18 protein-coding genes and 1 tRNA gene are annotated in these 23,100 nt (G+C 61.6%); 9 read left to right on the forward strand and 10 right to left on the reverse strand.

The window, feature by feature from the left end; translation table 11 throughout:
- Positions 1 to 175: 175 nt before the first annotated feature.
- From L0U82_RS04060 to L0U82_RS04070, 3 genes are all read left to right on the forward strand, one after another.
- Positions 176 to 2,491 carry a DNA translocase FtsK gene (locus tag L0U82_RS04060; protein WP_233828667.1) on the forward strand — a complete coding sequence of 772 codons (2,316 nt, stop codon included), beginning with the start codon at positions 176 to 178 and terminating at the stop codon, positions 2,489 to 2,491.
- Positions 2,492 to 2,666: 175 nt separating this feature from the next.
- Entirely contained in the window at positions 2,667 to 3,398 is a 732-nt protein-coding gene (lolA, locus tag L0U82_RS04065) for an outer membrane lipoprotein chaperone LolA (RefSeq protein ID WP_233828668.1), read from the forward strand.
- A gap of 304 nt (positions 3,399 to 3,702) precedes the next feature.
- On the forward strand, positions 3,703 to 3,927 hold the full coding sequence (locus L0U82_RS04070; RefSeq protein WP_233828669.1) for a hypothetical protein: 225 nt from the start codon (positions 3,703 to 3,705) through the stop codon (positions 3,925 to 3,927).
- A 650-nt stretch (positions 3,928 to 4,577) separates the two neighbouring features.
- Here the strand turns inward: L0U82_RS04070 and cytX are convergent.
- Positions 4,578 to 5,894, reverse strand: a complete 1,317-nt coding sequence (gene cytX, locus L0U82_RS04075; protein ID WP_233828670.1) for a putative hydroxymethylpyrimidine transporter CytX — start codon at positions 5,892 to 5,894, stop codon at positions 4,578 to 4,580.
- 270 nt (positions 5,895 to 6,164) lie between these two features.
- Here cytX and L0U82_RS04080 point away from each other — a divergent pair, with 270 nt between their 5' ends.
- The 3 genes from L0U82_RS04080 (at position 6,165) to L0U82_RS04090 (ending at position 9,092) form a co-directional block, all read left to right on the forward strand.
- Entirely contained in the window at positions 6,165 to 7,478 is a 1,314-nt protein-coding gene (locus tag L0U82_RS04080; protein WP_233828671.1) for a replication-associated recombination protein A, read from the forward strand.
- A gap of 76 nt (positions 7,479 to 7,554) precedes the next feature.
- The gene (gene serS / locus L0U82_RS04085) at positions 7,555 to 8,850 is read left to right on the forward strand and encodes a serine--tRNA ligase (protein ID WP_233828672.1); all 1,296 of its coding nucleotides are present in this window, start codon (positions 7,555 to 7,557) and stop codon (positions 8,848 to 8,850) included.
- A 151-nt stretch (positions 8,851 to 9,001) separates the two neighbouring features.
- A tRNA-Ser gene (locus L0U82_RS04090) sits at positions 9,002 to 9,092 on the forward strand.
- 69 nt (positions 9,093 to 9,161) lie between these two features.
- On the opposite strand, the gene L0U82_RS04095 is transcribed toward L0U82_RS04090, so the two are convergent.
- The 7 genes from L0U82_RS04095 to L0U82_RS04125 all read right to left on the reverse strand — a co-directional run bounded on the left by L0U82_RS04095 (position 9,162) and on the right by L0U82_RS04125 (position 16,841).
- Positions 9,162 to 9,842 carry a TetR/AcrR family transcriptional regulator gene (locus L0U82_RS04095; RefSeq protein ID WP_233828673.1) on the reverse strand — a complete coding sequence of 227 codons (681 nt, stop codon included), beginning with the start codon at positions 9,840 to 9,842 and terminating at the stop codon, positions 9,162 to 9,164.
- A gap of 88 nt (positions 9,843 to 9,930) precedes the next feature.
- Positions 9,931 to 11,016 carry a porin gene (locus L0U82_RS04100; protein ID WP_233828675.1) on the reverse strand — a complete coding sequence of 362 codons (1,086 nt, stop codon included), beginning with the start codon at positions 11,014 to 11,016 and terminating at the stop codon, positions 9,931 to 9,933.
- 95 nt (positions 11,017 to 11,111) lie between these two features.
- On the reverse strand, positions 11,112 to 12,119 hold the full coding sequence (locus L0U82_RS04105; protein ID WP_233828676.1) for a dihydrodipicolinate synthase family protein: 1,008 nt from the start codon (positions 12,117 to 12,119) through the stop codon (positions 11,112 to 11,114).
- A gap of 25 nt (positions 12,120 to 12,144) precedes the next feature.
- Positions 12,145 to 13,524 (reverse strand): MFS transporter, encoded by a 1,380-nt coding sequence (locus L0U82_RS04110; RefSeq protein ID WP_233828678.1) that lies wholly within the window; start codon positions 13,522 to 13,524, stop codon positions 12,145 to 12,147.
- Positions 13,525 to 13,554: 30 nt separating this feature from the next.
- On the reverse strand, positions 13,555 to 14,583 hold the full coding sequence (gtdA, locus tag L0U82_RS04115; protein WP_233828679.1) for a gentisate 1,2-dioxygenase: 1,029 nt from the start codon (positions 14,581 to 14,583) through the stop codon (positions 13,555 to 13,557).
- Positions 14,583 to 15,434 carry a fumarylacetoacetate hydrolase family protein gene (locus L0U82_RS04120; RefSeq protein ID WP_233828680.1) on the reverse strand — a complete coding sequence of 284 codons (852 nt, stop codon included), beginning with the start codon at positions 15,432 to 15,434 and terminating at the stop codon, positions 14,583 to 14,585. The genes gtdA and L0U82_RS04120 overlap by 1 nt, the downstream gene beginning before the upstream one ends.
- 54 nt (positions 15,435 to 15,488) lie before the next feature.
- On the reverse strand, positions 15,489 to 16,841 hold the full coding sequence (locus L0U82_RS04125) for an MFS transporter (protein ID WP_233828681.1): 1,353 nt from the start codon (positions 16,839 to 16,841) through the stop codon (positions 15,489 to 15,491).
- Positions 16,842 to 17,128: 287 nt separating this feature from the next.
- On the opposite strand from L0U82_RS04125, the gene L0U82_RS04130 reads away from it, so the two are divergent.
- Positions 17,129 to 18,334 (forward strand): FAD-dependent oxidoreductase, encoded by a 1,206-nt coding sequence (locus L0U82_RS04130; RefSeq protein WP_233828682.1) that lies wholly within the window; start codon positions 17,129 to 17,131, stop codon positions 18,332 to 18,334.
- Positions 18,335 to 18,458: 124 nt separating this feature from the next.
- Here L0U82_RS04130 and L0U82_RS04135 read toward each other — a convergent pair whose 3' ends face one another.
- A complete protein-coding gene (locus L0U82_RS04135; protein WP_233828683.1) occupies positions 18,459 to 19,151 on the reverse strand; it encodes a CBS domain-containing protein in 693 nt (230 codons plus the stop codon).
- Positions 19,152 to 19,635: 484 nt separating this feature from the next.
- A complete protein-coding gene (locus L0U82_RS04140) occupies positions 19,636 to 21,213 on the reverse strand; it encodes a methyl-accepting chemotaxis protein (protein WP_233828684.1) in 1,578 nt (525 codons plus the stop codon).
- A 287-nt stretch (positions 21,214 to 21,500) separates the two neighbouring features.
- On the opposite strand from L0U82_RS04140, the gene map reads away from it, so the two are divergent.
- Positions 21,501 to 22,286, forward strand: a complete 786-nt coding sequence (map, locus tag L0U82_RS04145; protein ID WP_233828685.1) for a type I methionyl aminopeptidase — start codon at positions 21,501 to 21,503, stop codon at positions 22,284 to 22,286.
- 207 nt (positions 22,287 to 22,493) lie between these two features.
- Positions 22,494 to 23,027 carry a GNAT family N-acetyltransferase gene (locus tag L0U82_RS04150; protein ID WP_233828686.1) on the forward strand — a complete coding sequence of 178 codons (534 nt, stop codon included), beginning with the start codon at positions 22,494 to 22,496 and terminating at the stop codon, positions 23,025 to 23,027.
- The last annotated feature ends 73 nt before the right edge of the window (positions 23,028 to 23,100 follow it).

Raw genomic sequence — 23,100 nt, forward strand, 5'->3', positions numbered from 1 at the left:
GGCGATACGGCCAAGTTACCGTCATTTACAGCCTTGCGTGAGGCGCAGCGTTTACAATAGGCCGGATCGAAGTTTCCGGTAGCCGGGAGACGGGCCCGCAGCCGCGCGCGGCAAGGCTCGGGGTTCCGCTGCCGGTGGCAGTTCAGCCTGAATTGGCTACCCCAGAACAGGATCAATGGCAAAAGCTCCTTATTCCGCGAGCGCGCAGGCATTGCCGCACCGCATGTCGCGCCTTTTCACCGAAATCCGCTGGATTCTGCAGGTGGCGCTCGGCGTTTTTTTGCTGATGTCGCTCGTCAGCTACAGCAGGCACGATCCGAGCTGGACCCACGCCGCGCAAGTCGACCATATCTCCAACTGGGCGGGCCGCGTCGGTGCGTGGACGTCCGATATTCTGCTGCTGCTGTTCGGCCTGTCCGCCTACTGGTGGATCGTGTTGCTCGGCCGCCATATCTCCGCGAACTACAAACGCATCACCCGCCACGAAGAGCCGCGGGACGACGACGCGCCGCGCGGCGTCAGCTGGCTGGCGGACGCGTTCGCGTTCCTGCTCGTGCTGCTGTCGTGCAACGGCATCGAGGCGCTGCGGATGTGGTCGCTGAAGGTGCAGTTGCCGCGCGCGCCGGGCGGCGTGATCGGCGAGGCTGTCGCGCGCGGGGTGTCGCACGCGCTCGGCTTTACCGGCGGCACGCTCGCGCTGCTGCTCGGGCTTGCGATCGGGTTGTCGCTGTATTTCCGCTTTTCGTGGCTCTCGGTCGCCGAGCGGGTCGGCGAGTCGATCATTTCCGCGGTGACGTTCGCGAAACTGCGCCGCGAGGCCGGGCGCGACCGCAAGCTCGGCGAAGCGGCCGCGGTCAAGCGCGAGGGCAAGGTCGAGAAGGGCCGTGTGCGCATCGAGGAACACGAGCCGGTGGTGATCGTGCCGCCGGTCGTCACGCCGGTGAAGTCGGAGCGCGTCGAAAAGGAACGGCAGGTGCCGCTCTTCACCGATCTGCCGGGCGACTCCACACTGCCGCCGATCTCGCTGCTCGATCCCGCGCCCGCCGCGCAGGAAACCATTTCCGCGGACACGCTCGAATTCACGTCGCGTCTGATCGAGAAAAAGCTGAAGGACTTCGGTGTCGATGTGAGCGTGGTCGCAGCTTACCCAGGCCCGGTCGTTACGCGCTACGAAATCGAGCCGGCTACCGGCGTGAAGGGCAGCCAGATCGTCAATCTCGCGAAAGACCTCGCGCGTTCGCTGTCGCTCGTGTCGATCCGCGTGGTCGAAACGATTCCGGGCAAGAACTACATGGCGCTCGAGCTGCCGAACCAGCGCCGCCAGACGGTGGGCCTGTCCGAGATTCTCGGCTCGGCCGTCTATGCGGACGCCGCGTCGCCGCTGACGATGGGCCTCGGCAAGGACATCGGCGGCAAGCCGGTGTGCGCGGACCTCGCGAAGATGCCGCACCTGCTGGTCGCCGGTACGACCGGTTCGGGCAAGTCGGTCGGTATCAACGCGATGATCCTGTCGCTGCTGTACAAGGCGAGCGCCGAGCAGGTGCGCATGATCCTGATCGATCCGAAGATGCTCGAAATGAGCGTCTATGAGGGGATTCCGCATCTGCTGTGTCCGGTCGTCACCGACATGCGCCAGGCCGGCCATGCGCTGAACTGGGCGGTCGCCGAAATGGAGCGGCGCTACAAGCTGATGAGCAAGCTCGGCGTGCGCAACCTCGCCGGCTACAACAACAAGATCGACGATGCGGCCAAGCGCGAGGAGAAGCTGCCGAATCCGTTCAGCCTGACGCCGGATGAACCGGAACCGCTGACGCGCCTGCCGAACATCGTGATCGTGATCGACGAACTGGCCGACCTGATGATGGTCGTCGGCAAGAAGGTCGAAGAGCTGATCGCGCGGATCGCGCAGAAGGCGCGCGCGGCCGGCATCCACCTGATTCTCGCGACGCAGCGTCCGTCGGTCGATGTGATTACCGGCCTGATCAAGGCCAACGTGCCGACGCGGATGGCGTTCCAGGTGTCGTCGAAAATCGACTCGCGCACGATTCTCGACCAGCAGGGCGCGGAGTCGCTGCTCGGCATGGGCGACATGCTGTATCTGCCGCCGGGCAGCGGGCTGCCGGTGCGTGTGCACGGCGCATTCGTGTCGGATGACGAAGTACATCGCGTCGTCGACAAGCTCAAGGAGCAGGGCGAGCCGAATTACATCGAGGGAATTCTCGAGGGCGGTGTCGGCGGCGAGGGCGATGAAGGCACGCCGGGAACCGCTTCGACCGATGGCGAGTCGGATCCGCTATACGACCAGGCGGTCGACGTGGTGCTGAAAAACCGCCGTGCGTCGATTTCGCTGGTGCAGCGGCACTTGCGCATCGGCTATAACCGCGCCGCGCGTCTGCTCGAACAGATGGAGAATTCGGGCGTGGTGTCGGCGATGTCGTCGAACGGCAATCGCGAGATTCTGGCCCCGGCGCGCGAGCGCGAAACCGAATAAGCCTCGGATCTTTGCCGCCGACCTTTGCCGCCGCTGTCGCGCCCCGGAACCGCTCGATACGGCTCGATAACGCGTGACTCGGCGCGTGACACCGAGAGGCCGCTCACGCTCACTGTTCCCACGGCACACCGCTCCGGCGCAGCCCTTCACCGAATCCAATCAACGGAGAAACCCTATGCACGCATTCGCACAGCAGGATGCTCGAAAGCGTCAATCTGGCGGCCTCGATCAGCTCGTGCGCCGTTTCGCGCACGGCGCTGCCAGCCTCGCGATCGGCGCGTCGCTGCTCATCGCCTCGCAGGCATTCGCGAGTGGTACCGAGCAATTGAAGGCATTCGTCGCGCAGGTTCATTCGGCACGCGGCACCTTCGTACAGCAGGAAGTGCGCGCGCCGAGCAAGGCGCAAAGCGCGAGCGGCGCGCTCCCCACCATGGGCGCGAACAAGCCGACCACGTCGAGCGGTTCGTTCACGTTCGCGCGGCCCGGCAAATTCATCTGGCAATACGAAAAGCCCTATTCGCAATTGCTGCAGGCGGACGGCGACAAGCTGTACGTGTACGACAAGGATCTGAACCAGGTCACCGTGCGCACGCTCGGCAATGCGCTCGGCGCGAGCCCGGCGGCGATCCTGTTCGGCAGCAACGATCTCGACAAGAACTTCACGTTGCATGACGCGGGCGTGAAGGCCGGCATCGACTGGCTCGAACTGACGCCCAAGGCGAAGGACACGCAATTCGAGCGCGTCGGCATTGGCTTCAAGGACGGCAATCTCGAAGCGATGGAATTGCACGATGTGTTCGGCAACGTGACGTTGCTGACGTTCTCCAACATTCAGAAGAATCCACAATTGCCGGCCGACACGTTCAAGTTCACAGTGCCGAAGGGCGCGGATGTGATCAACGGGTAAGCTCGATCGTTGGCGTGACAAGTTCGCGCTATACGAATGGCGACGAAGCCGCGCCTTCGAGCGCGGCTTTTTGTTGGCGCGGCGGCGGCCACCATAGCGGATGGTCGGCTGTTTCAGCAGACCTCATCGATTAGTGCGAGACTGGAACGCGCGGTATTTCACGTATGGGTTGGTGTAAGCGTTCCGAAACTTCCAGGCTTTTGTCTGCACTATTTGACATTTTTTTGCTGCGACGCAACAAGATAACGCCTACACTGGTCGAAGTCAGTAGTTGCTTCGAATGTTTGGAAGGGTGAGGCATGTCATGAACTTGTCTTCGGTACAGAATTTACGGTCGTCCCCGTCGCTGCATGTTTTCGAGCAGGAAGGCGGCTGGCATTGGGGTATCACGGTTCCGCGGGCAGTCGGCAGCGGCTTCAAGGTCGTCGCCTACAGCGAGGAAACGTTTAGCGACGAAGCCGAGGCTCATCGGGAAGGCAATCGTGCGCTCGCGCGGTTTTCCGATGCGCCCGCGTATGAGCGGCAATAAAAGCGAAATACGCTGGTAAAGGGATTGTCCCTATATACAGATTTAACTCTGATGCATTTTGCGGCGAAATGTGTATCGAATTAAAGCGTAACCAATTCAATATGCAAAAAATTGCATATGTTTTTGACTTTGAGAGGATCACAGGGATAATAAGCTGATCCTTTCAAGACATTTCGCTTTTACCTTGACTTTCGCAGAATACGAAACCACGCACCCATTAAGCGTGGAGCTGGACGGTGTGAACTATGCCGGTACCTACCGTGTGATGACGGGCTCCGTCGTCGTTCATTTCGAAAACGAAACCAAATTCGCGTCGTACGCGCCGAACCGCCCAGAGACTGTGGCGCGTTGGCTGCTGACGGACCTTTGTCGCAAAGTCGAATCCCGCAAGCGTAAAGCGGCGAAAAGATAAGGCCGTAAATCGGTTTCAGCCGGCGAGAAAAAAGACGCGCTTTTTACGGCGCGCTATCACAGCGATATCGGCCATTCAGGAATTAGCGCATCAGCTGCTTTTAGTGCGAGTGCGCTGGAAAAATCCGACAAATACGCGATCCTTTCCGATGCCGGCGCCGCAATGCGGTCCGCCAGATACGAACTGGCGGACCGCGCTCTTTGCAATTCCTCCGCGCGAAAGCGCGCCGGCAAATCAGTTACGCGTAAGCGGTTTTGCGCGTGGACACGAACACGAAGTAGCACAGTGCGCCGATCGCGAGCGAAGGCAGCGTCGCGCCGAGATTCGGCAGCCACTGATTGATCACCTGGTACGCGCCGATGCCGATTGCCCACGCGATGAACGCGCTCAGATGCCAGCCGCCCGAGAAGCCATAGCGGCCGCGCACGTCGGCGAGTACGGTAGCTTCGATGCGGCGCTTGCGCACGACGAAGTGATCCATCAGCACGACGCCGAACAGCGGCGCGAACACCGAACCGATCAGCAGCAGGAAGTTCTGATACTTCGCCATCGGCACGAGCAGCGCGATCAGCGTGCACAGCGCGCCGAACGCGGCCGACAGCAACGGCACGCTTGCGCGCGTCCAGAACGTGCCGGTCGAGACCGCGGCCGAATGGATGTCGGCGAATGCGTTGTCGATTTCGTCGATCAGGATCAGCAGCAGCGCGAGACCGCCGCCGGCCTGTGCGAGCGCGCCGGTCAACAGCGCATCGCCGCCGCCCGCCGCGAGGCCGTAGATCGCGCCGATCGCATAGAACCAGATGTTCGCGATGCCGTAGCCCGCGAGCGTGCCGCGGAACGTGTCGCCGGCGCGGCGGCCGAAGCGCGTGTAGTCGGCGATCAACGGCAGCCACGACAGCGGCATCGCGACCACGAGGTCGATTGCGCCGCCGAACGACATTTCGCCGGTGCCCGGACGACGCATCATGTCCGCGAGATTGTGGCGCGCGAGCAGGTTCCACGTGAGCCACAGCGCGCCGGCGAGCAGCAGCCAGATGCCCCAGGTACGCAGAAAGCGCCGCACGAACGACAGCGGACCGCTGATCGCGAGCAGCGTCGCGAGCACGCCGAAGATCACGGTCCACACGAGCGGCATCGACAGGCCGAATGCCTGCTTCGCGAGCGCGTCGGCGGAATCGCGCATCACGATCACCTCGAACGAGCCCCAGCCGACCAGTTGCACCATGTTCAGCACCGCCGGCACCGACGCGCCGCGCACGCCGAGCGTCGGACGCAGCGACGACATCGCCGCGAGTCCGGTGTCGGTGCCGATCACGCCCGCGAGCGCGAGCAGCACGACGCCGATCACACTGCCGAGCGCGATCGCGACGAGCGCGTGCGGCAGCGACAGCCCCGGCACCAGCAGCGCGCCCGCCTGCGCGACGAGCAGGCCGATGCCGAGCGAGAACCACAGCGCGAACGCGTCGCTGGTGCGAAACTCGCGCCGCGCTTCGGGCACCGGCGTGAGCGGCGCGTAGGTGGAACCGGCTTCGCCGGCGACTGAATCTTGTGCCATCTGATGTTGTTCCTGTTGGTGTTGCTGTGAACCTTGCCGTGGTATCCGCGCGGTACGCCGTTTGCGGGGCAGCGTGTGCCCGGCACGCGCCGTGCGGCCATCACCCGGCCGCCGTGACTGTCATAATGCAGGACGTTGCCCGCGTCTTCACCTGGGCTTTGCCTGTGCCTCGCCTTTGCGCGCAAGGCTTTGCGCTTGTCCGGCCTGCCGTCGCGCTGCCCTGCGGCGCCCGCGAATGACTGGAAAAGCCGAGATTATCCCCAAAACGTCATGTTTGAAGAAACCCGTGCCAATGTTCCGCTCGCCGAACGCCTGCGGCCACGCAATATCGACGAAGTGATCGGCCAGACGCATCTGCTCGGCCCGAACAAGCCGCTCAGGGTTGCGTTCGAGTCCGGCGAAGCCCATTCGATGATCCTGTGGGGCCCGCCCGGCGTCGGCAAGACCACGCTCGCACGGCTGATGGCCGATGCGTTTCACGCGCAGTTCATCGCGCTGTCGGCGGTGCTGTCGGGCGTGAAGGATATCCGCGAGGCGGTCGAGACCGCGCAGATCCATCGCGCGAACGGTCATCAGACACTGGTGTTCGTCGATGAAGTGCATCGCTTCAACAAGAGCCAGCAGGACGCGTTCTTGCCGCACGTCGAATCGGGCCTGTTCGTGTTCGTAGGAGCTACGACCGAAAATCCGTCGTTCGAGGTGAATAGTGCGTTGCTGTCGCGCGCGGCGGTCTACGTGCTGAAAAGCCTGACCGACGACGAGCAGCGCGAACTACTCGAACGCGCACAGCAGGAACTCGGCGGCCTCACGTTTACCGATGAAGCACGCACTGCGCTGATCGGCTCCGCCGACGGCGACGGCCGCAAGCTGCTGAACAACCTCGAAATCGTCGCGCGGGCGGCCGCGCAGCAAAAAACCACGGAAATCGACGGCACGTTGCTCGGCAGCGCGCTTGCCGAAAACCTGCGCCGCTTCGACAAGGGCGGCGACGCGTTCTACGACCAGATCAGCGCGCTGCATAAATCGGTGCGCGGCAGCAATCCGGACGGCGCGCTGTACTGGTTCTGCCGGATGCTCGACGGCGGCGCGGACCCGCGCTACCTCGCGCGCCGCATCGTGCGGATGGCGTGGGAGGACATCGGCCTCGCCGACCCGCGCGCCGCGCGCATCACGCTCGACGCCGCCGAGACCTACGAGCGCCTTGGCTCGCCCGAAGGCGAACTCGCACTGGCGCAGGCGGTCATCTACCTCGCGGTCGCGCCGAAGTCGAACGCCGGCTACAACGCGTACAACGAGGCACGCCGCTTCGTCGGCAAGGACCAGTCGCGCGCGGTGCCGGTGCATCTGCGCAACGCGCCGACCAAGCTGATGAAAGAGCTCGGCTACGGTCACGACTACCGCTACGCGCACGACGAACCCGATGCGTACGCGGCCGGCGAAACCTATCTGCCGGACGGCATGCGCGAGCCGCGCTGGTACACGCCGACGCCGCGCGGCCTCGAAGGCAAGATCGGCGAGAAGCTGGCGCGGCTCGCCGAGCTGGACGCGCAGTGGCGCGCGGAGAACCGGCCGAAGAAGGGCTGAGGCTCCGGCTTTGGTTTTAGCGACACGCCGGTGCGCTAAAATCGCGGTTTCATACAACGAACACCCGTCCCATCCCATGCTCGACATCCAGCTGCTGCGCAAAGACCTCGACGGCGTCGCGAAGCGCCTCGCCGACCGCGGCTATACCCTCGACGTCGCCGCCTTTACCGCGCTCGAAGCGGAACGCCGCGATACCCAGACCCGTACCGAAGAAATGCAGGCGCGCCGCAACAGCCTGTCGAAGCAGATCGGCGCGATGAAAGGGCGCGGCGAAGACACGTCGGCCGTGATGGCTGAAGTCGGCGGTATCGGCGACGAGATGAAGGCGTCGGCGGTGAAGCTCGACGAGATCCAGAAGCGTCTGTCGGATCTGCTGCTCGGCGTGCCGAATCTGCCGCACGACAGCGTGCCGGCGGGCCGCGACGAAGCGGATAACGTCGAGGTGCGCCGCTGGGGCACACCGCGTCAATTCGATTTCGAGGTCAAGGATCACGTCGATGTCGGCACGCCGCTCGGGCTCGATTTCGAGACCGGCGCGAAGCTGTCCGGTGCGCGCTTCACGATGCTGCGTGGTCAGATTGCGCGGCTGCATCGCGCGCTCGCGCAGTTGATGATCGACACGCATACGCAGCAGCACGGGTATACCGAGATCTACACGCCGTACATCGTCAATCCGGACATCCTGTACGGCACCGGCCAACTGCCCAAGTTCGCGGACGATATGTTCCGCGTCGAGAAGGGCGGCGGCGACAGCACGGTCACGCAGTATCTGATTTCGACGTCGGAGATTTCGCTGACGAACACCGTGCGCGAGAGCATCGTTGAAGCGGACGCGCTGCCGATCAAGCTGACCGCGCATTCGCCGTGCTTCCGTTCGGAAGCGGGCTCGTACGGCCGCGACACGCGCGGCATGATCCGCCAGCATCAGTTCGACAAGGTCGAGATGGTGCAGATCGTCGCGCCGGACGCATCGTACGACGCGCTCGAGCAGATGGTCGGCCATGCGGAAGCGATCCTGCAGAAGCTCGAATTGCCGTATCGAGTGATCACGCTGTGCACAGGCGACATGGGCTTCTCCGCTTCGAAGACCTATGACCTCGAAGTGTGGCTGCCGGCGCAGAACACCTATCGCGAGATCTCGAGCTGCTCGAATACCGAGTCGTTCCAGGCGCGTCGCATGCAGGCGCGTTATCGCAATGCGCAGGGCAAGCCGGAGCTCGTGCATACGCTGAACGGTTCGGGCCTTGCGGTGGGCCGCACGCTCGTCGCCGTGCTGGAGAATTTCCAGAACGCCGATGGCTCCGTGACGGTGCCCGCAGCGCTGCGGCCGTACCTTGGCGGCGTCGAGCGGCTGGAAGTGCCGGCCGCTTGAACGTCGCTGGCGGCGTCCAGGCCTCTCGGAAAGTTTTTAGAAGTTTTTTCGCCGAGGGGCTTGGAGAACTGATTCGAACTGTTTTATAATCTTTTTCTCCCGAGCAACGACCCGCTTGGATCCGACAAAGCAATAGCCAGTTGGAATACCCGGAAAGGTGGCAGAGTGGTCGAATGTACCTGACTCGAAATCAGGCGTACGGTTTCCCCGTACCGTGGGTTCGAATCCCACCCTTTCCGCCAAATTCATCAAAAAGCCCCTGATTGAAAAATCAGGGGCTTTTTGTTTTTGGGCTATCAACGGGCAAAACGCTAGCCGCCGCTTTTACCACCATAAATTCCGCTCATCGCCAGCGAAAGCATCTTTCTCAGGTGAGCCAAACCTGTCCGGACCTCGGGGTTCTCGGTTGCGGCAAGCCAGCGGCGCACTTCCGTCAGATAGATCGTCATCAGCAGCGAAGCAATCAGATCGGCGGAATGTTCCGTCGAAATTTCACCCGCGCGTTGTCTGGCGGAAATCAGTTCGGACAGCATGCTCATCACGTGTGAACGTCTGGCGTAGAACCGCAGCGTCTGCGCACCGCGTTCGGGAGACGCCGACAGGAAGTCAAATGTCTCCTGCACGGCGGCGCGCGAAATGCGAGGCTCAGTCGCCCAATATTGATAACGCTTCCGATAGAACGCCATGACCTGATCGAGCAGCGGCGCGCTCACGTCGATGTCGGCAAACGTCCGGTTGGTTACTGCGTCCAGATCGTCATTGACGATCATCAACAGCAAATCGCGCTTGTCCTTCGCATAGACAAAAACCGTGCCGATGGCAACGTCGGCACGGGCCGCAATTTCTCGCGTCGTCGCTGCTTCGTAGCCTTTCTCAATGAACATTGCACGTGCAGCTGCCATGATCCGGTCGCGCTTCTCGAGTTTGTTCCGTTCGCGTACTCCGAGCGGCATTTCACGAACGCGCGCACTTTCTGTTGTATTTTTGGTCATGTACCGGATCACTGCTGACGATGAAAGATTAGACGACCATCAGGCAGGTTGTAGCCCTGCGAGGATCATAGCCGATAACCGCTTGCGGTCAAAACAGGTGGTGGATACCGACACGGCCAATCGTCTGGCTGTCCGAAGTAGAGACCTGATAGCCGAACTGTGCCGCATGTGCGTTCGGCCCTGACGCGCGTTCAAGTCCGACGCCCGCATACAGCTCAGTTGACTTCGACAGGTACCAGTCCAGAAACACGTTGTACTGGTTGAACGTCAGCTCCTGGAAGATCGAGCGATTGTACGAAAGCCCGAGAATGTACTCGTGAGTACCGGTCAGATCCATATTCACGCCGCCCTGATAATTGCGCTCGCGGACGCTGCCTTCCGAATTGGTGAGTTTGACATCGGTGTATGTGAGGTGGGGCAGGAAGCGGTCAATCTGGTATGAACCGGCAATCGCGAGCGTGCTGTATCGGTCAGCGTTGAACAGCACGCCCGTCCCCAACTTTTGACCAAGTACGGACGTCACGCCGAAGATACCGAACAGGTCCGCGGTCCGGTCGTGTGACATCGAATAGGCGAAGCTGACTTTCGCGGGACCGTGCCAGTACTTCGCACCGATGCTGTACTGCCGTCCCGAACTGAAGTCGCCTGCCTGATTGCCGAACGCATTCATCAAACCGAACTGGAAGCCATAGAAGTCCGGCGACTCGTATTTGACGGAGTTGTTCAGCGCACGCGTGTTGGCAAGACCGTCGAGATTGCCTGTCGTGTAGAACGATGAAATACCGGGCACGGCGTTATTGAGTGCGCCGATGTATTCGTACACGTAGTCCGGAATATTGCCCATCGTCACGGTACCGTAGCTGTTATTAGTCAGCCCCACGTACGCGTAACGGTTGAAAAAACTGGTCGGGCTGATCGACGCGCCAGTACCTGTCAGAAATCCGGATTCGAGTCTGGCGACAGCTGCCGTGCCGCCACCCAGGTCTTCACGGATAAGAAATCCAAAGCGATCAGGCTGACGCTTACCCGCAACTGCCTGAACAAGGTGACTTCCTTTCGAATTGGTATTGAAGTCCACGCCCATATCGAGACTGCCATACAGCGTGACGGAGGATTGTGCGAGGGCGGACGTGCTGAGTAATACCAGCCCGTAGCTGAAAAAGATCTTCTTCATTTAATTGTCTCTTTATTATCGACGGTAATACCGTTCTTTTGATGGCTACTGCTTTTGTAGTACCTGTTTAGAGTTAAACAGGTACTCGCACGAATCTACAGGCCGATGTCCGCGGCGGTGCGTACCGCGTCGATGCCGCTGTTCAACATAAGTTGACGGATCGTGTTCACTTCCTCGACACGCGGCTTCGGCATCGGCTCGCGCATGAATGGCAGATCAACGAGGCCACGCATCCATGCCGCGATCTTGTAGCGGATGTGCAAGCGGCCAGGTTCCGAATAGATGTACTCGTGCAGACGAACCATTCCGCCATTCCACAGTTGGCGCGCTTCCTTTATATCGTCGCGCCGGCACGCGTCGATATGGTCGAGCATCGGCTCGAGTGCATAGTTCCACGAGCCGCTGATCGTGCCGTCCATGTTGCCGACCGCGAGATATTCGTGAAAGAAGTGCGCGCTGGAACACAGCAAGGCGACTTGCGGCGCGTGATCGCGCATACCACGCGAAAGCAGACGATGCCCTGGATAAGCGTACGTGGTCTTCCAGCCCACGATGTTCGGCACTTCGCGGCAATACTGCAATGTCGGTGCGAGCGGCAGGCCGATACCCCACGGCTGGGAAAGCGGCGCGACGGCATGCACGAAAATGGGCATGTCAACGGCTGCATCCTGCGCCTTGATCTGATCCAGCCACACTTCCGGATAGCGCACGGAATCCCACGCGCCGGATACATCGAGCGAACCCGCCGGCGGAATCACGAAGATACCGCTTGCGCCTGCGGCTTTCGCGTCCTGTGCCGTGGCCACGGTTTCCGCCGTCGTCCACGCGAACGTGCCGGCGAGCACCGGCATTTTGCCCGCGACTTCATCGATGATGATGTCGAGCACTCGACGCTTCTCGTCGCGCGTCATGTAGAAGATCTCACCGGCTTCCGCGTTCGCGATCAGGCCGCCGAGCGGCGCGAACCGTTGATTGTCGGCGAAGTAGCGCACCAGACGGCGCAATCCGGTTTCGTCAATCGAGTAATCCGGCTTGAGCGGCAGCACCAGTGCCGCGTATAGACGGTGCGAAAGATTCTTTCGTTCCGTTTGATCGAGAGGCATATGAACTCCTTCAGAGATTGCGACGTTATCGGGACAATTCTTCAAGTACCCGTTCGCTTGTTTCCACACCAAAGCGGCCGATGATCAGCGCGCCGAACAGTGCGACCACGCCGAACATCAGAAATACGGAACGGTAATCACCATGCGTGATGATCATGCCGACCACGAACGGGCCGATCGAAGAGGCGATACGCAGCCATACGGTCGCGCTGCTCGCACCGAGTGCGCGCAAACGCGTCGGATACAGTTCCGGCGTGTACAGATAGGCGGCTGAGCAGTTCGGGCCGGTAAACATGTAGCTGAGCGCGGCCAGCACAATGACCGTCATATGGCTCAGCTCGGGCATCAGACCGATTGCGAGCAGGGGGAGCGCGCCGAGCGTGAAGCCGATAGCAAACCAGCGGCGACGACCGAGCCTGTCGATGATGAACGCGAGCACGAAATTCATCGGGAAACTGACGAACGAATTGATCGCGGACAGCATCAGCGCGGTATGCAAATCCAGCTTGAACGTCGACGTATAGATCGTCGGCAACCAGGTGATCGATCCATACGCGACGAAATACGCACAGAACCACAGCACCCAGACCGTCAGCGTGCGGCGCAGATAGCCTGGGCCAAGCAGTTCGCCGATACGCGCTACCGGTGCGGCAACAGTCGGGATCTGCTTCGCGGGCGCAAGCTTGAGACCGGCACGCAGCGTGTACGCTTCGATGTCGGACACGATCTTATCCGCCAGCGCATATTGGCCTTTCGTCGCCAGCCACCGCGGCGATTCGGGCAGCACGCGACGCATGAACACGGCAACGACAGCAGGCGCCGCGCCGATCAGGAAGATCGTTTGCCATCCAAACGATGGCACGACCCATGCGCCAATAAATCCCGCGCACAGTACGCCGATGCTGAATACCATCTCATACAGCAGCACGAATTTGCCGCGCTTGTGTGCTCGCGTTAACTCGTTGATGTAGCTTGCCGCGATCGGTACTTCACCGCCGATACCAATTCCCTGAATGACACGGAATGCCATCAACATTCCATAACTCGTCGATAGCGCGCAGCCGACCGCCATCAACGAGAAGATCAGGATGCTGTACTGAAGCGCCCGTACGCGGCCGATGCGATCGGCGAGCCATCCGAACAGAAACGCGCCGGCAATCTGGCCGATGAATCCCGATGAGATCAGCAGGCCGATTTCCGGATGCGTCAGGTGCCACAGCTTCGCCAGTACCGGCACGGCCGTTGCAATCGCAAGCATGTCGAACGCGTCGAAGAAGGTGGCAACGCCGACGATCAAGCGTGCTTTCACGTGCCACGATGAAACGGGAATACGTTCGAGGCGCCCGGCGATGTTGGCACTTTCAGCCGTGCATACGCTTTCCGCGATGATTTGTTGTGTACTCATAGTCTCCTGCCGCGCTGTTATCAGGCGGAGTTAAACAAGCTCGCGCCACAGGCCCAAGGCTTTCTGCGCCGGACGATCGGAGAAGCTGAACAGCACGGATTCGGCGTTGGCGTGATGGGAAACCGGAACCCACGACGGCACGACGAAGACATCGCGCGGCTGCCATTCGAAACGCTGTTGACCGATCATGCTGAAGCCGTCGCCTTCAACGACGTTGAATACCGTCGCATCGGTCGAGCGATAGTTCTGGCCGTTAAAGCCGCGAGGCAGCAATTGCAGGAATGCGCCGATGGTTGGCATCGGATAGCCGCCCGTCGCCGGATTGGCGTATTGGAGCTTGGTGCCGTGCAGCGGATCGATCTGACCGCTGCGTGCCAGCCGTTCAAGCGCGGCGCGCGCCGGTGCGTAGCGATAGGCAAACAGCGGACTGTTGCCGCCGTGCACTTCGTAGTCGAGCGGCAGCATGTTCGAACCGTAGCGCGATACGGCAACATCTTCCGCGCCAGCCACGGACTGACTTTTCGTGGCGGACCTTTCCGCGAAACTCGTATCGAACAGATTGACGATCGGTACGTCGAGACCATCGAGCCAGACGACCGGTTCACTGCCGAGATTGCCGTGGTCATGCCACGTCCACGACGGCGTGATGACGAAATCGCCCGGATGCATCGTGACCCGCTCGCCATCCACGGCCGTGTACGCGCCTTCGCCTTCGACGATGAAGCGCAGCGCCGCCGCGGCGTGACGATGAGCCGGCGCGACTTCACCCGGCAGGATCAGCTGCAGGCCAGCATACAGGCTGCTGGTGATTTGCGAACGTCCACGAATGCCCGGATTTTCGAGTACCAGTACGCGGCGTTCAGCTTCTTCGGCGGTAATCAACGCGCCTGCTTCAAGCAGCAGCGGACGCAGGCGTTCGTATTGCCAGCTTGCGGCGACACAGGCGCTTTGCGGCTGCGGGGTCACCAGGGTTGCCATGGCTTCCCACAGCGGCGCCAGATCGTGGCGATCGAGCACGCCATAAAACGCCTGGCGCTCGGCGGTCGTTTCGGGCTTCATCACGACACCTTGACGGTCATCTGACCGATACGGTCGATGGTCGCGACCATCGTGTCGCCTGGCACGACCGGCGACACACCTTCAGGCGTGCCGGTAATGATCACGTCGCCGGGATGCAGCGTGTAGAAAGAGGATGCGAATTCGATCAGGTTCGCGACGCCGATGATCAGGTCGCTCGTGTTCGCCTTCTGACGGATTTCGCCATTGACCGTGATCGACAGATCGAGCGCATTCGGGTCGGTCAGTTCATCACTGGTGACGAGCCACGGACCGAACACGGTGTAACTGTCCGGTGATTTGCGGAAGCTGCGCTCTTCCGGCCCGCGAATCGTCATGTCGAGACCGATGCAGTATCCGGCGACGTAGCTGAGCGCATCCGTGTGGCTGATATTGCGGCCCGTCTTGCCGATAACGACGGCGAGTTCGACTTCGTGATCGTTGCGGCGGTCGGTATGGCACAACTGCACGCCATCGCTCGCGCCGACCAGCGAGCTGCCCGCCTTCAGAAACAGGCCTGCTTTCTCGATGTGGTTGATCATGTTGCCGTGATGCAGGTTCTGATCATCCAGTACTTCGCGCAGGTGCTTCGTGTAATTGACCGGAGCCGCGATGATCTTGCCCGGATTTGCAACGGGGCTCAGCAGATGCGCGTCATTCAATGCCACGGTCTCGACCTGACCGACCAGAGCTTCCGCGCGCGCCCGGATAGCGTCCAGATTAGCGATCAGCGGATCGAATGACGGCAGCGGGTATTGCCACGTAGGCAACACGTCGAGAGCAGCGGTCACGTCATGAATGACGTTTCCGACTACGACACCAAGGCGGTTTGCGCCGAATCGACATAGTTTCATAAGACTACCTTCTCCATGAATGCCATTTGAGCGCCTCGATCGAGGCGCGAAGTTTCAATGAACACCTGATTCGCGATATCCGGCAAAACGGATGCGATCGCCATGTGCGAGCACCAGCGCCGCCGCGCACGCAATCACCATCGGAACCGAGCCGCACACGAACAACATCGGCAGCGGCAGATTCAGACCGATCAGAAGAGCGCCGATGATCGGACCGACGATGGCGCCGAAACGCCCTACACCGAGTGCCCAGCCCGCGCCGGTGGCCCGCATGAACGTCGGATACGCGATGCTCGCCACCGCATTCAGACCGAACTGACCACCGACGACAAACAGACCCGCCGCAAACACGACGAGATCGAGCGCGAGTGATGTATTGCCGGCAATGCCGATCAATGCGATGGAAACGGCCGCGCAACCGAAGAAGCCGGCGAGCGGCGCGAGCGTGCCGCGATCGAGTAATCGGCTCAGGATCAGGCCGCCCGCGACACCGCCTACCTGGAAATACGACGTGACCATCACGGCACGCGTCAACGGAATGCCGGCGTTGGCGATGACGGTGGGCAACCAGTTCAGCACGAACGTCAACGTCATCAGGTTGGCGATAAAACAAAGCCACAAAAGCAGCGTGAATACCGCGCGCTTCTCGGTGAACAGATGCTTCGCGGGCACGCCGCGTTCGACTTTCTCCGCCACGATCAGCCGCGTTTGCGCATCGATCGCGACGCCAGGCAACAGCCGCGCGAGGATGGTTCGAGCGCGGACGCTATTGCCGGCACGCAATAGCTGGAAACGGATCGACTCAGGCAACATCAGTGCGCAGCCGGGAATCAGCACCAGCGCCGCCACGCCGCCGACAAAGAACAGAGACGTCCAGCCGTAATGCGGAATCAACAGCGCCGCAGCCCATCCGCCCGCCGCGCCACCCAGCGAGTAGCCCAGAAACATCACGGTGATCATCATCGAGCGATGGCGTATCGGTGCGTATTCCGCCGTCAATGCCAGCGCGTTGGGGACCGCGAAGCCGACGCCGATGCCGGCCAGAAAGCGCACCGCCGACAACTGCGCAATGGATGTGGTCAAGCCGCAGGCCGCTGTCAGCAGGCCAAAAATAGCCATGCCGACGAGCATGATCGAACGTCGCCCCCAACGATCGGCGGCGCTCCCGCCGACAGTCGAACCCACCATCATGCCGACCATGCTGGCGGTAAAAACCGGCACGAACGATGCGCGCGCAATGCCCCATGCGTGAATGATCGAGGGCGCGAGATAACCGATCATCTGCTGGTCGAAACCGTCCATCAGCATCACGACGAACGACCAGAAAACCACGTTCACATGGAACCGGTTGACGGAACTGGTTCCGATTGCACTATCGACGTCGATAGTGAGGAGCGCGTTGTTCATCGAATCATTCCCCTGTACGAATGTGGACGGCCGTTCCGGCGAACTGCCTCATGACGTGATATGAAATGGCAGTCGTGAAAATTGATCGCGCTCAATGTTAAGTGCGTTTTTATGCACGCACCATAGTGAAAACCCCTAAGAAACACCGTCATTTAGTCGGTATTGACAAAGAAATCCGCCCCTCATAAACTTGATCATGCTCATTTATATGGGTGCGGACGACGTAACTGCGCACGCAGTGCGAACGATGGACGCGATCTCTTCCTAACAGCACCTTTTCGTATTCAATGAAGAACAAATCAGTTGTCGTTTCCGGCGCGGGTCCGGTCGGACTTGCCGCGGCGCTCGCGCTTGCGCGTCAGGGCATTGACGTGTGCGTGCTGGAAACCGAGGCGGATATTCCGCACGACCTGCGCGCCGGGACATTTCATCCGCCCACGGTGGAAATGCTATCGGCGCTTGGTGTCGGAGATGCATTGCTGGCGCAGGGCATTCCCGTGCGGCAGTGGCAGATACGCGACCGCAAAACCGGCGTCGTGGCGGAATTCGATCTGGGTGTGCTATCGGACCTCACGCCTTATCCATTCCGTCTGCACTGCGAGCAGCACAAACTGTCGGAGCTGCTGCGCGAGACGCTTAGCGGCATGCCTAATGCGCGCCTTTTGTTCTCACACCGCTGCACGGGTTACACGGAAGACGCGGACGGCGTAACCGTCCAGTTCGAGAATGCCGAGGGCGCGGGGGAAATGCGCGCGAGCTACATCATCGGCGCGGATGGATCGCGCAGTGTGGTGCGCAAAACGATGGACGTCGAATTCGAAGGGTTCACATGGCCGGAACGTTTTTTGGTCTTTGCGACGAGCTACGATCTGCGGGAGCAGGGATTCACCGGCAACGCGTATATTGCCGACCCTGATGAATGGAGTGCGATTTTTATCCAGCCGCATGACGGCCCGCCTGGAATCTGGCGCATTGCATTCCCGATCCCGCCCGAGGTGGAAGATAGCGAAGTACTCACGGATGATTTCGTGCAGGCCAAAATTCAGGGCTTCCTGTCACCGGAGCGCGAATATCCGATTCTTTATCGCAGCGTGTATCGCGTGCATCAGCGGGTCGCGAAGCAGTTCCGTGTCGGCCGCGCACTCCTGGCGGGGGACGCCGCGCACATCAACAATCCGCTTGGCGGCATGGGTTTGAACAGCGGCATTCATGACGCGGTGAATCTCGCGGGCAAACTGGCCGATGTGCTGTTGAACGGCGCATCGACAGAGGTGCTCGATCTTTACGACCGGCAGCGTCGCCTGACGAATGTGGAGTACGTGCAGGCGATCACGATCCGGAACAAACGTCTGCTGGAAGAGCGTGATCCAGTCGTACGCGAGCAGCGACTCGACGAACTGCGTACGATTGCAGCCAGTCCCGACCAGTTGCGTGCGTACCTGATCAACTCGTCGATGATCGCGAGCGTCCGGCGCGCCGACGAAATCCAGTAAGCGGGATTTTCAGTAAATGGTCGCCGACACCCTGCATGCGAGTTGCGCTGCAGGGTGTCCTCGTTTCCGGCGATTCGCCTCTACGCATTAGCGCACTGGAATAAACGGTATCCGGATTCACACGCTACATCGTCGGAAGCACACTTGGCGCCACCATGTGGCTTTCGACCCGCCGGATGCCCGGCACCCCTTCGGCGGCGACACGGATCGCGCGCATCTCCTCTTCGGATTCGATCACCCCCCACAGATGCGCGACGCCGTCCTGGACGACCACGCCCTGTTTCGCGAGCCCCCAACGCTGCCCTTGCATTTCATGGAGGATCGCATCGCGCAGGCTTGCATCGTCGTGCAGGCCCGAGTCGATGATCGGTTCGACACTCGCGAGCGCGCGAATCAGATTCGAGCGGCTGACGATGCCGACCAGGCGGCCGTCCTTTAAAACCGGCACGCGTTTCAGATGCCGCCGTTCCATCAGATCGGCGATCTGCTGAAGCGGCATGTCGTCGGGAATCGAAATGACGTTGTCGCACATCACGTCGCGGACGAAATGCCCGTGCTCCTTCACGTACCGCGCGGCCTGCTCGCGCGGCGAGGACGACAGCAGTTCGAGCCACCATCGATGTTTGCCATGACCGGTGCCGTTCTCCACGCGATGCAGCAGATCCCCCTGGCTGACGATGCCGACCACCTGGCCGTTTGCATCGACCACCGGCATGCCGCTGATGTGGTGATCGACGAAGAGTTTCGCCGCGTCGTGAATGGTCATGTCCGGTGTCGCGGTGACGACGGAGGAAGTCATGATGTCGAGTGCGCGCATGTTCGTCCCCTCGATGGGGCGCGACGGGTCCTCATCTGTTGCACCCTTCGCGCGATTCCGGCAGACGCACCGGCGGCAAGCCCGCGCGATGCTGAGGCGGCTGGATCAGGTGTTCGACGGCGGGCCGCGCAGGCGTTGATTGTTTGCGCGGGAGAGCCTGGGTTGTTCCACGCCATCCGGTTGCTATCCGCAATCGTTGGCGGCCAGTCGACGTCAGTCGGTATCGATGGCCTGACGCATGCGGCGCAGTTCGAGCTCTTTCGCGACCGCGCTCACCAGGCTCTCGCAGAGCATGCTCAGGCCGCTTGAGAAATGCGATACGCAGAAAGTGTAGGTTAACTTTTCCGGGCCATCCGTCCCAACATGGCACGTCTTTCCGCGTCCGAACGCTGGGCGTGGCGCGGCGCCCGAAACGCACGCTCTGGTATCTAAGTACGTTGCGAAGCGGGCACGCTCGGAATCGACTCAGCCGCCCGCCCGAGCCTCAATAAGCCAGTTCGGGTGCGCTCACCCAGCCGGTGTGCTGGCGACCCGTGGTGCGATCCGTTGCCAGCCGGAAGAACGACATCGTCTGCTGCAGTTGCTCGGCCAGCAAATTCATCTGTTCGGCCGTCGCGGCCAGCTCTTCCGAACCCGCGGCATTCTGCTGCGTGGTCTCGCTCAACTGTCCGACCGCATCGGTGATCTGCGTGACCGCTATCGACTGATCGTGCGACGCCGCGGTAATTTCCCGCACCAGCGTTGACGTGCGGGTGATGTTCGGCAGCATGCTCTCCAGCAGCCGGCCGGTCGTCTCCGCCTGGCTGACGCTGCCGGCCGCGACCTCGCCGATCTCCTGCGCCGCGGCCTGGCTGCCTTCCGCGAGCTTGCGAACCTGGGCCGCGACGACGGCGAAGCCCTTGCCGTGCTCGCCGGCCCGGGCGGCTTCGATCGCGGCGTTCAATGCGAGCAGATTGGTTTGATAGGCGATGTCGTCGATCACGTTGATCTTGCGGGCGATCTGCCGCATCGCCGCGACGGTCACGCGCACGGCCTCGCCGCCGTCGACGGCTTCCCGCGCTCCGGCGGTGGCGATCTTTTCTGTCAGCTTCGAGTTTTCCGTGGTCTGTGCGATCGACGTGCACATCTGTTCCAGTGCCGAGCTGGTTTCTTCCGCGCCGGCCGCCTGTTCGCTCGCCGACTGCGACAAGGTCTGCGCAGTCGCGTTGATCTGCGTGGCCGCGGCCGCCAGCTCGCTGGCCTTGCCGTCGACCTCGGCCACCGTGTGCTTCAGACGCGTCACCATGCGCTTCATCGCCGCGAGCAGCTGACCGGTTTCTTCGCTCGTTCGTACCTCGATGTCCATCGTCAGATCGCCGTCGGCGAGGGCTTCCGCGACCTGCATCGCACGCTTGAGCGGACGCGCGACGCTCAGCGTGATGCTGATCGACAGCACCAGCGTGCCGATCAGCGCGCAGCTGAAAGCGGCGATCAGCAACGTCTTCGCGGACAGATAGGTCTGGTTGACCACATCGGAATCGGTGGCGAGCGCGCCGGACTCGAGGCGGATGAACTCCTGCCACGCGTCGATATACGCGCTTTGCAACGCATTCGTTTCAGTGAACATCAGATAGATCACCGTCTGATCCAGGCCGCCGTTCCTCTTCAGCTCCAGCACCCGTTCGCGGCTCTTCATGTAGGCGGTCCGCGCGGTCTCGACCTTGGCGAGCGCGGCCTTCTCCGCATCGGACAACGGCAGCGTGTGAAGCATCGCGATGCTGTCGTTCACCCGTTTCACGGTTTCGCCGAGCACCGCATGCGCGTGCGCGGCTTCTTCCGCGCTGACACCCGGCTTGCCCTCCGACGTGACGATGAACGTGAACGCTCTCGCGTAATCGTACGCATCCTGGATGTTCTGATTGACGATGCGGGTGCGTGGCCAGATCTGGTCGGTGACGACCTGGAAACTGCCCACCAGCGTATTGAGCGAAGTGATGCTGTAAAAGGCCAGCACCGCCGCCATGCAAAGCATGGCGCCAAATCCGAGGCCGAGTTTTGTGCCGATTTTCATATTTCTGAACATGACGGACTCTTCGTAATGGCGGTCGGTCGCCTGTACGACCTCGACGGCTTGACAATTTGGCGGCTACGCTGCAGGCATATGAGAATTAACGGCGGGGCGGGCCGGGTCTTTAGGCCGGCAGTGGCCGGTTCGACGACTTCGTTTGCACCACATTGGGTCGTTTTCGGCGGGTGCCTTGACGATCCTCTGTACAATTGCCCGATCGATTCGGCGAAACCAGTTCGCCGGACACTAGAAACCTGTCTGTATTTCCCGCGCTTTCCCCGCAATACACAGCGACTGAATTCATGGCCATTACCTATAAGACCCCCGACGATATCGCGAGGCTGCGCATCGCCGGCCGCCTCGCCGCCGATGTCCTGGCAATGATCGGCGAGCACGTGAAGGCCGGCGTGTCCACCGACGAGCTCGACGCGCTGTGCAACGACTACATCGTCAACACGCAGAAATCGATTCCGGCCAACGTCGGCTATCTGGGCTTCCCGAAGACCGTCTGCACGTCGGTCAACAGCGTGGTGTGCCACGGCATCCCGAACCGCGGCGAGATCCTGAAGGACGGCGACATCATCAACATCGACGTCGCGATCATCAAGGACGGTTATTTCGGCGACACGAGCCGCATGTACCACGTCGGCCAGCCGAGCCCGGTCGCACGCCAACTGATCGATACGACCTATGAGGCGATGGTGGCCGGCATCCGCCAGGTGAAGCCGGGCGCGACGCTCGGCGACATCGGTCACGCGATCCAGAAGGTCGCGCAGCGCGACGGCTTCTCGATCGTGCGCGACTACTGCGGGCACGGCATCGGCCGCGTCTATCACGAAGACCCGCAGGTGTTGCACTACGGCCAGCCGGGGCAGGGCGTGCGCCTGAAGCCGGGCATGGTGTTCACGATCGAGCCGATGATCAACTCGGGCCGCGCCGCGACATCGGTGCAACGCGACGGCTGGACGGTCGTCACGAAAGATCGCTCGCTGTCCGCGCAATGGGAGCACATGGTCGCCGTGACCGACGACGGCTATGAACTGCTGACGCCGTGGCCGGACGGTACCGGCCGCTACGAGGCGCCCTGAGTGCGCGGCGAGGGGTGCTGGCGTCACGCGTACCGCGGTCACATCCGAAGCTTGCAGGCGATGCGGGCGGCATCGACGGCCGCCTCGGCGGCTCGCGCCCGACGCGAGCACTTCTCGCGGCCGCCTGTTCTGGTCAATAATAAAAATTGACTCGCGCGCCGGTTCGGTTAAAGCTACGTGTTAGGGTTTCCAGGGGTTTTCGTCTGCATGAGTCCGTCATTGACCGTTCGCCGCATCACCGCTGATCAGGGCGCTGTTTTTCGCGAACTCCGTACCGCGTCGCTGCGGGAGGCGCCCTATGCCTTCGGCGCGACACTCGAGGACGCGCTGTCGGCCGGTGCGGATAGCTTCAACGCCACCGCCGCCGATCACGCGGTCTCGCAGTCCGTCAGCACTTTCATCCTGTACACCGAGGGCCATCCGGCCGGCCTGATCGAAGCGCATTTCGACGACACCGCCGCGCACCGCGCATTCGTTTGCGAGCTGTGGGTCGCGCCGGCCGTGCGTCATCTGCGCGGCGGCGAACTGCTCGTCGATACCGCGAGCAACTGGCTCGCGGGCGCGGGCGCCAGCGAAATTTACGCGTGGGTCGCCGACGCGAACCGCAACGCAATGCGCTTTTACGAAGCGCTTGGCTTCGGCCCAACCGGCGAACACCGGCGCGTCGAGCGCATGCCCGAGCAGGCCGAAAGTCTGCTGGTGCGCCACGTGCCCGCGATGTCCGACGCACCCCAGCCGTGAACCGATGAGCGGCGCCTGCAAGCCGCTGCTCGCTTCGCTGTTCTCTTCGTTGTTGTCTCTTCTCGCCAGTCTC

The organism is Paraburkholderia sp. ZP32-5 (genome assembly GCF_021390495.1).
Taxonomy (GTDB): Bacteria; Pseudomonadota; Gammaproteobacteria; order Burkholderiales; family Burkholderiaceae; genus Paraburkholderia.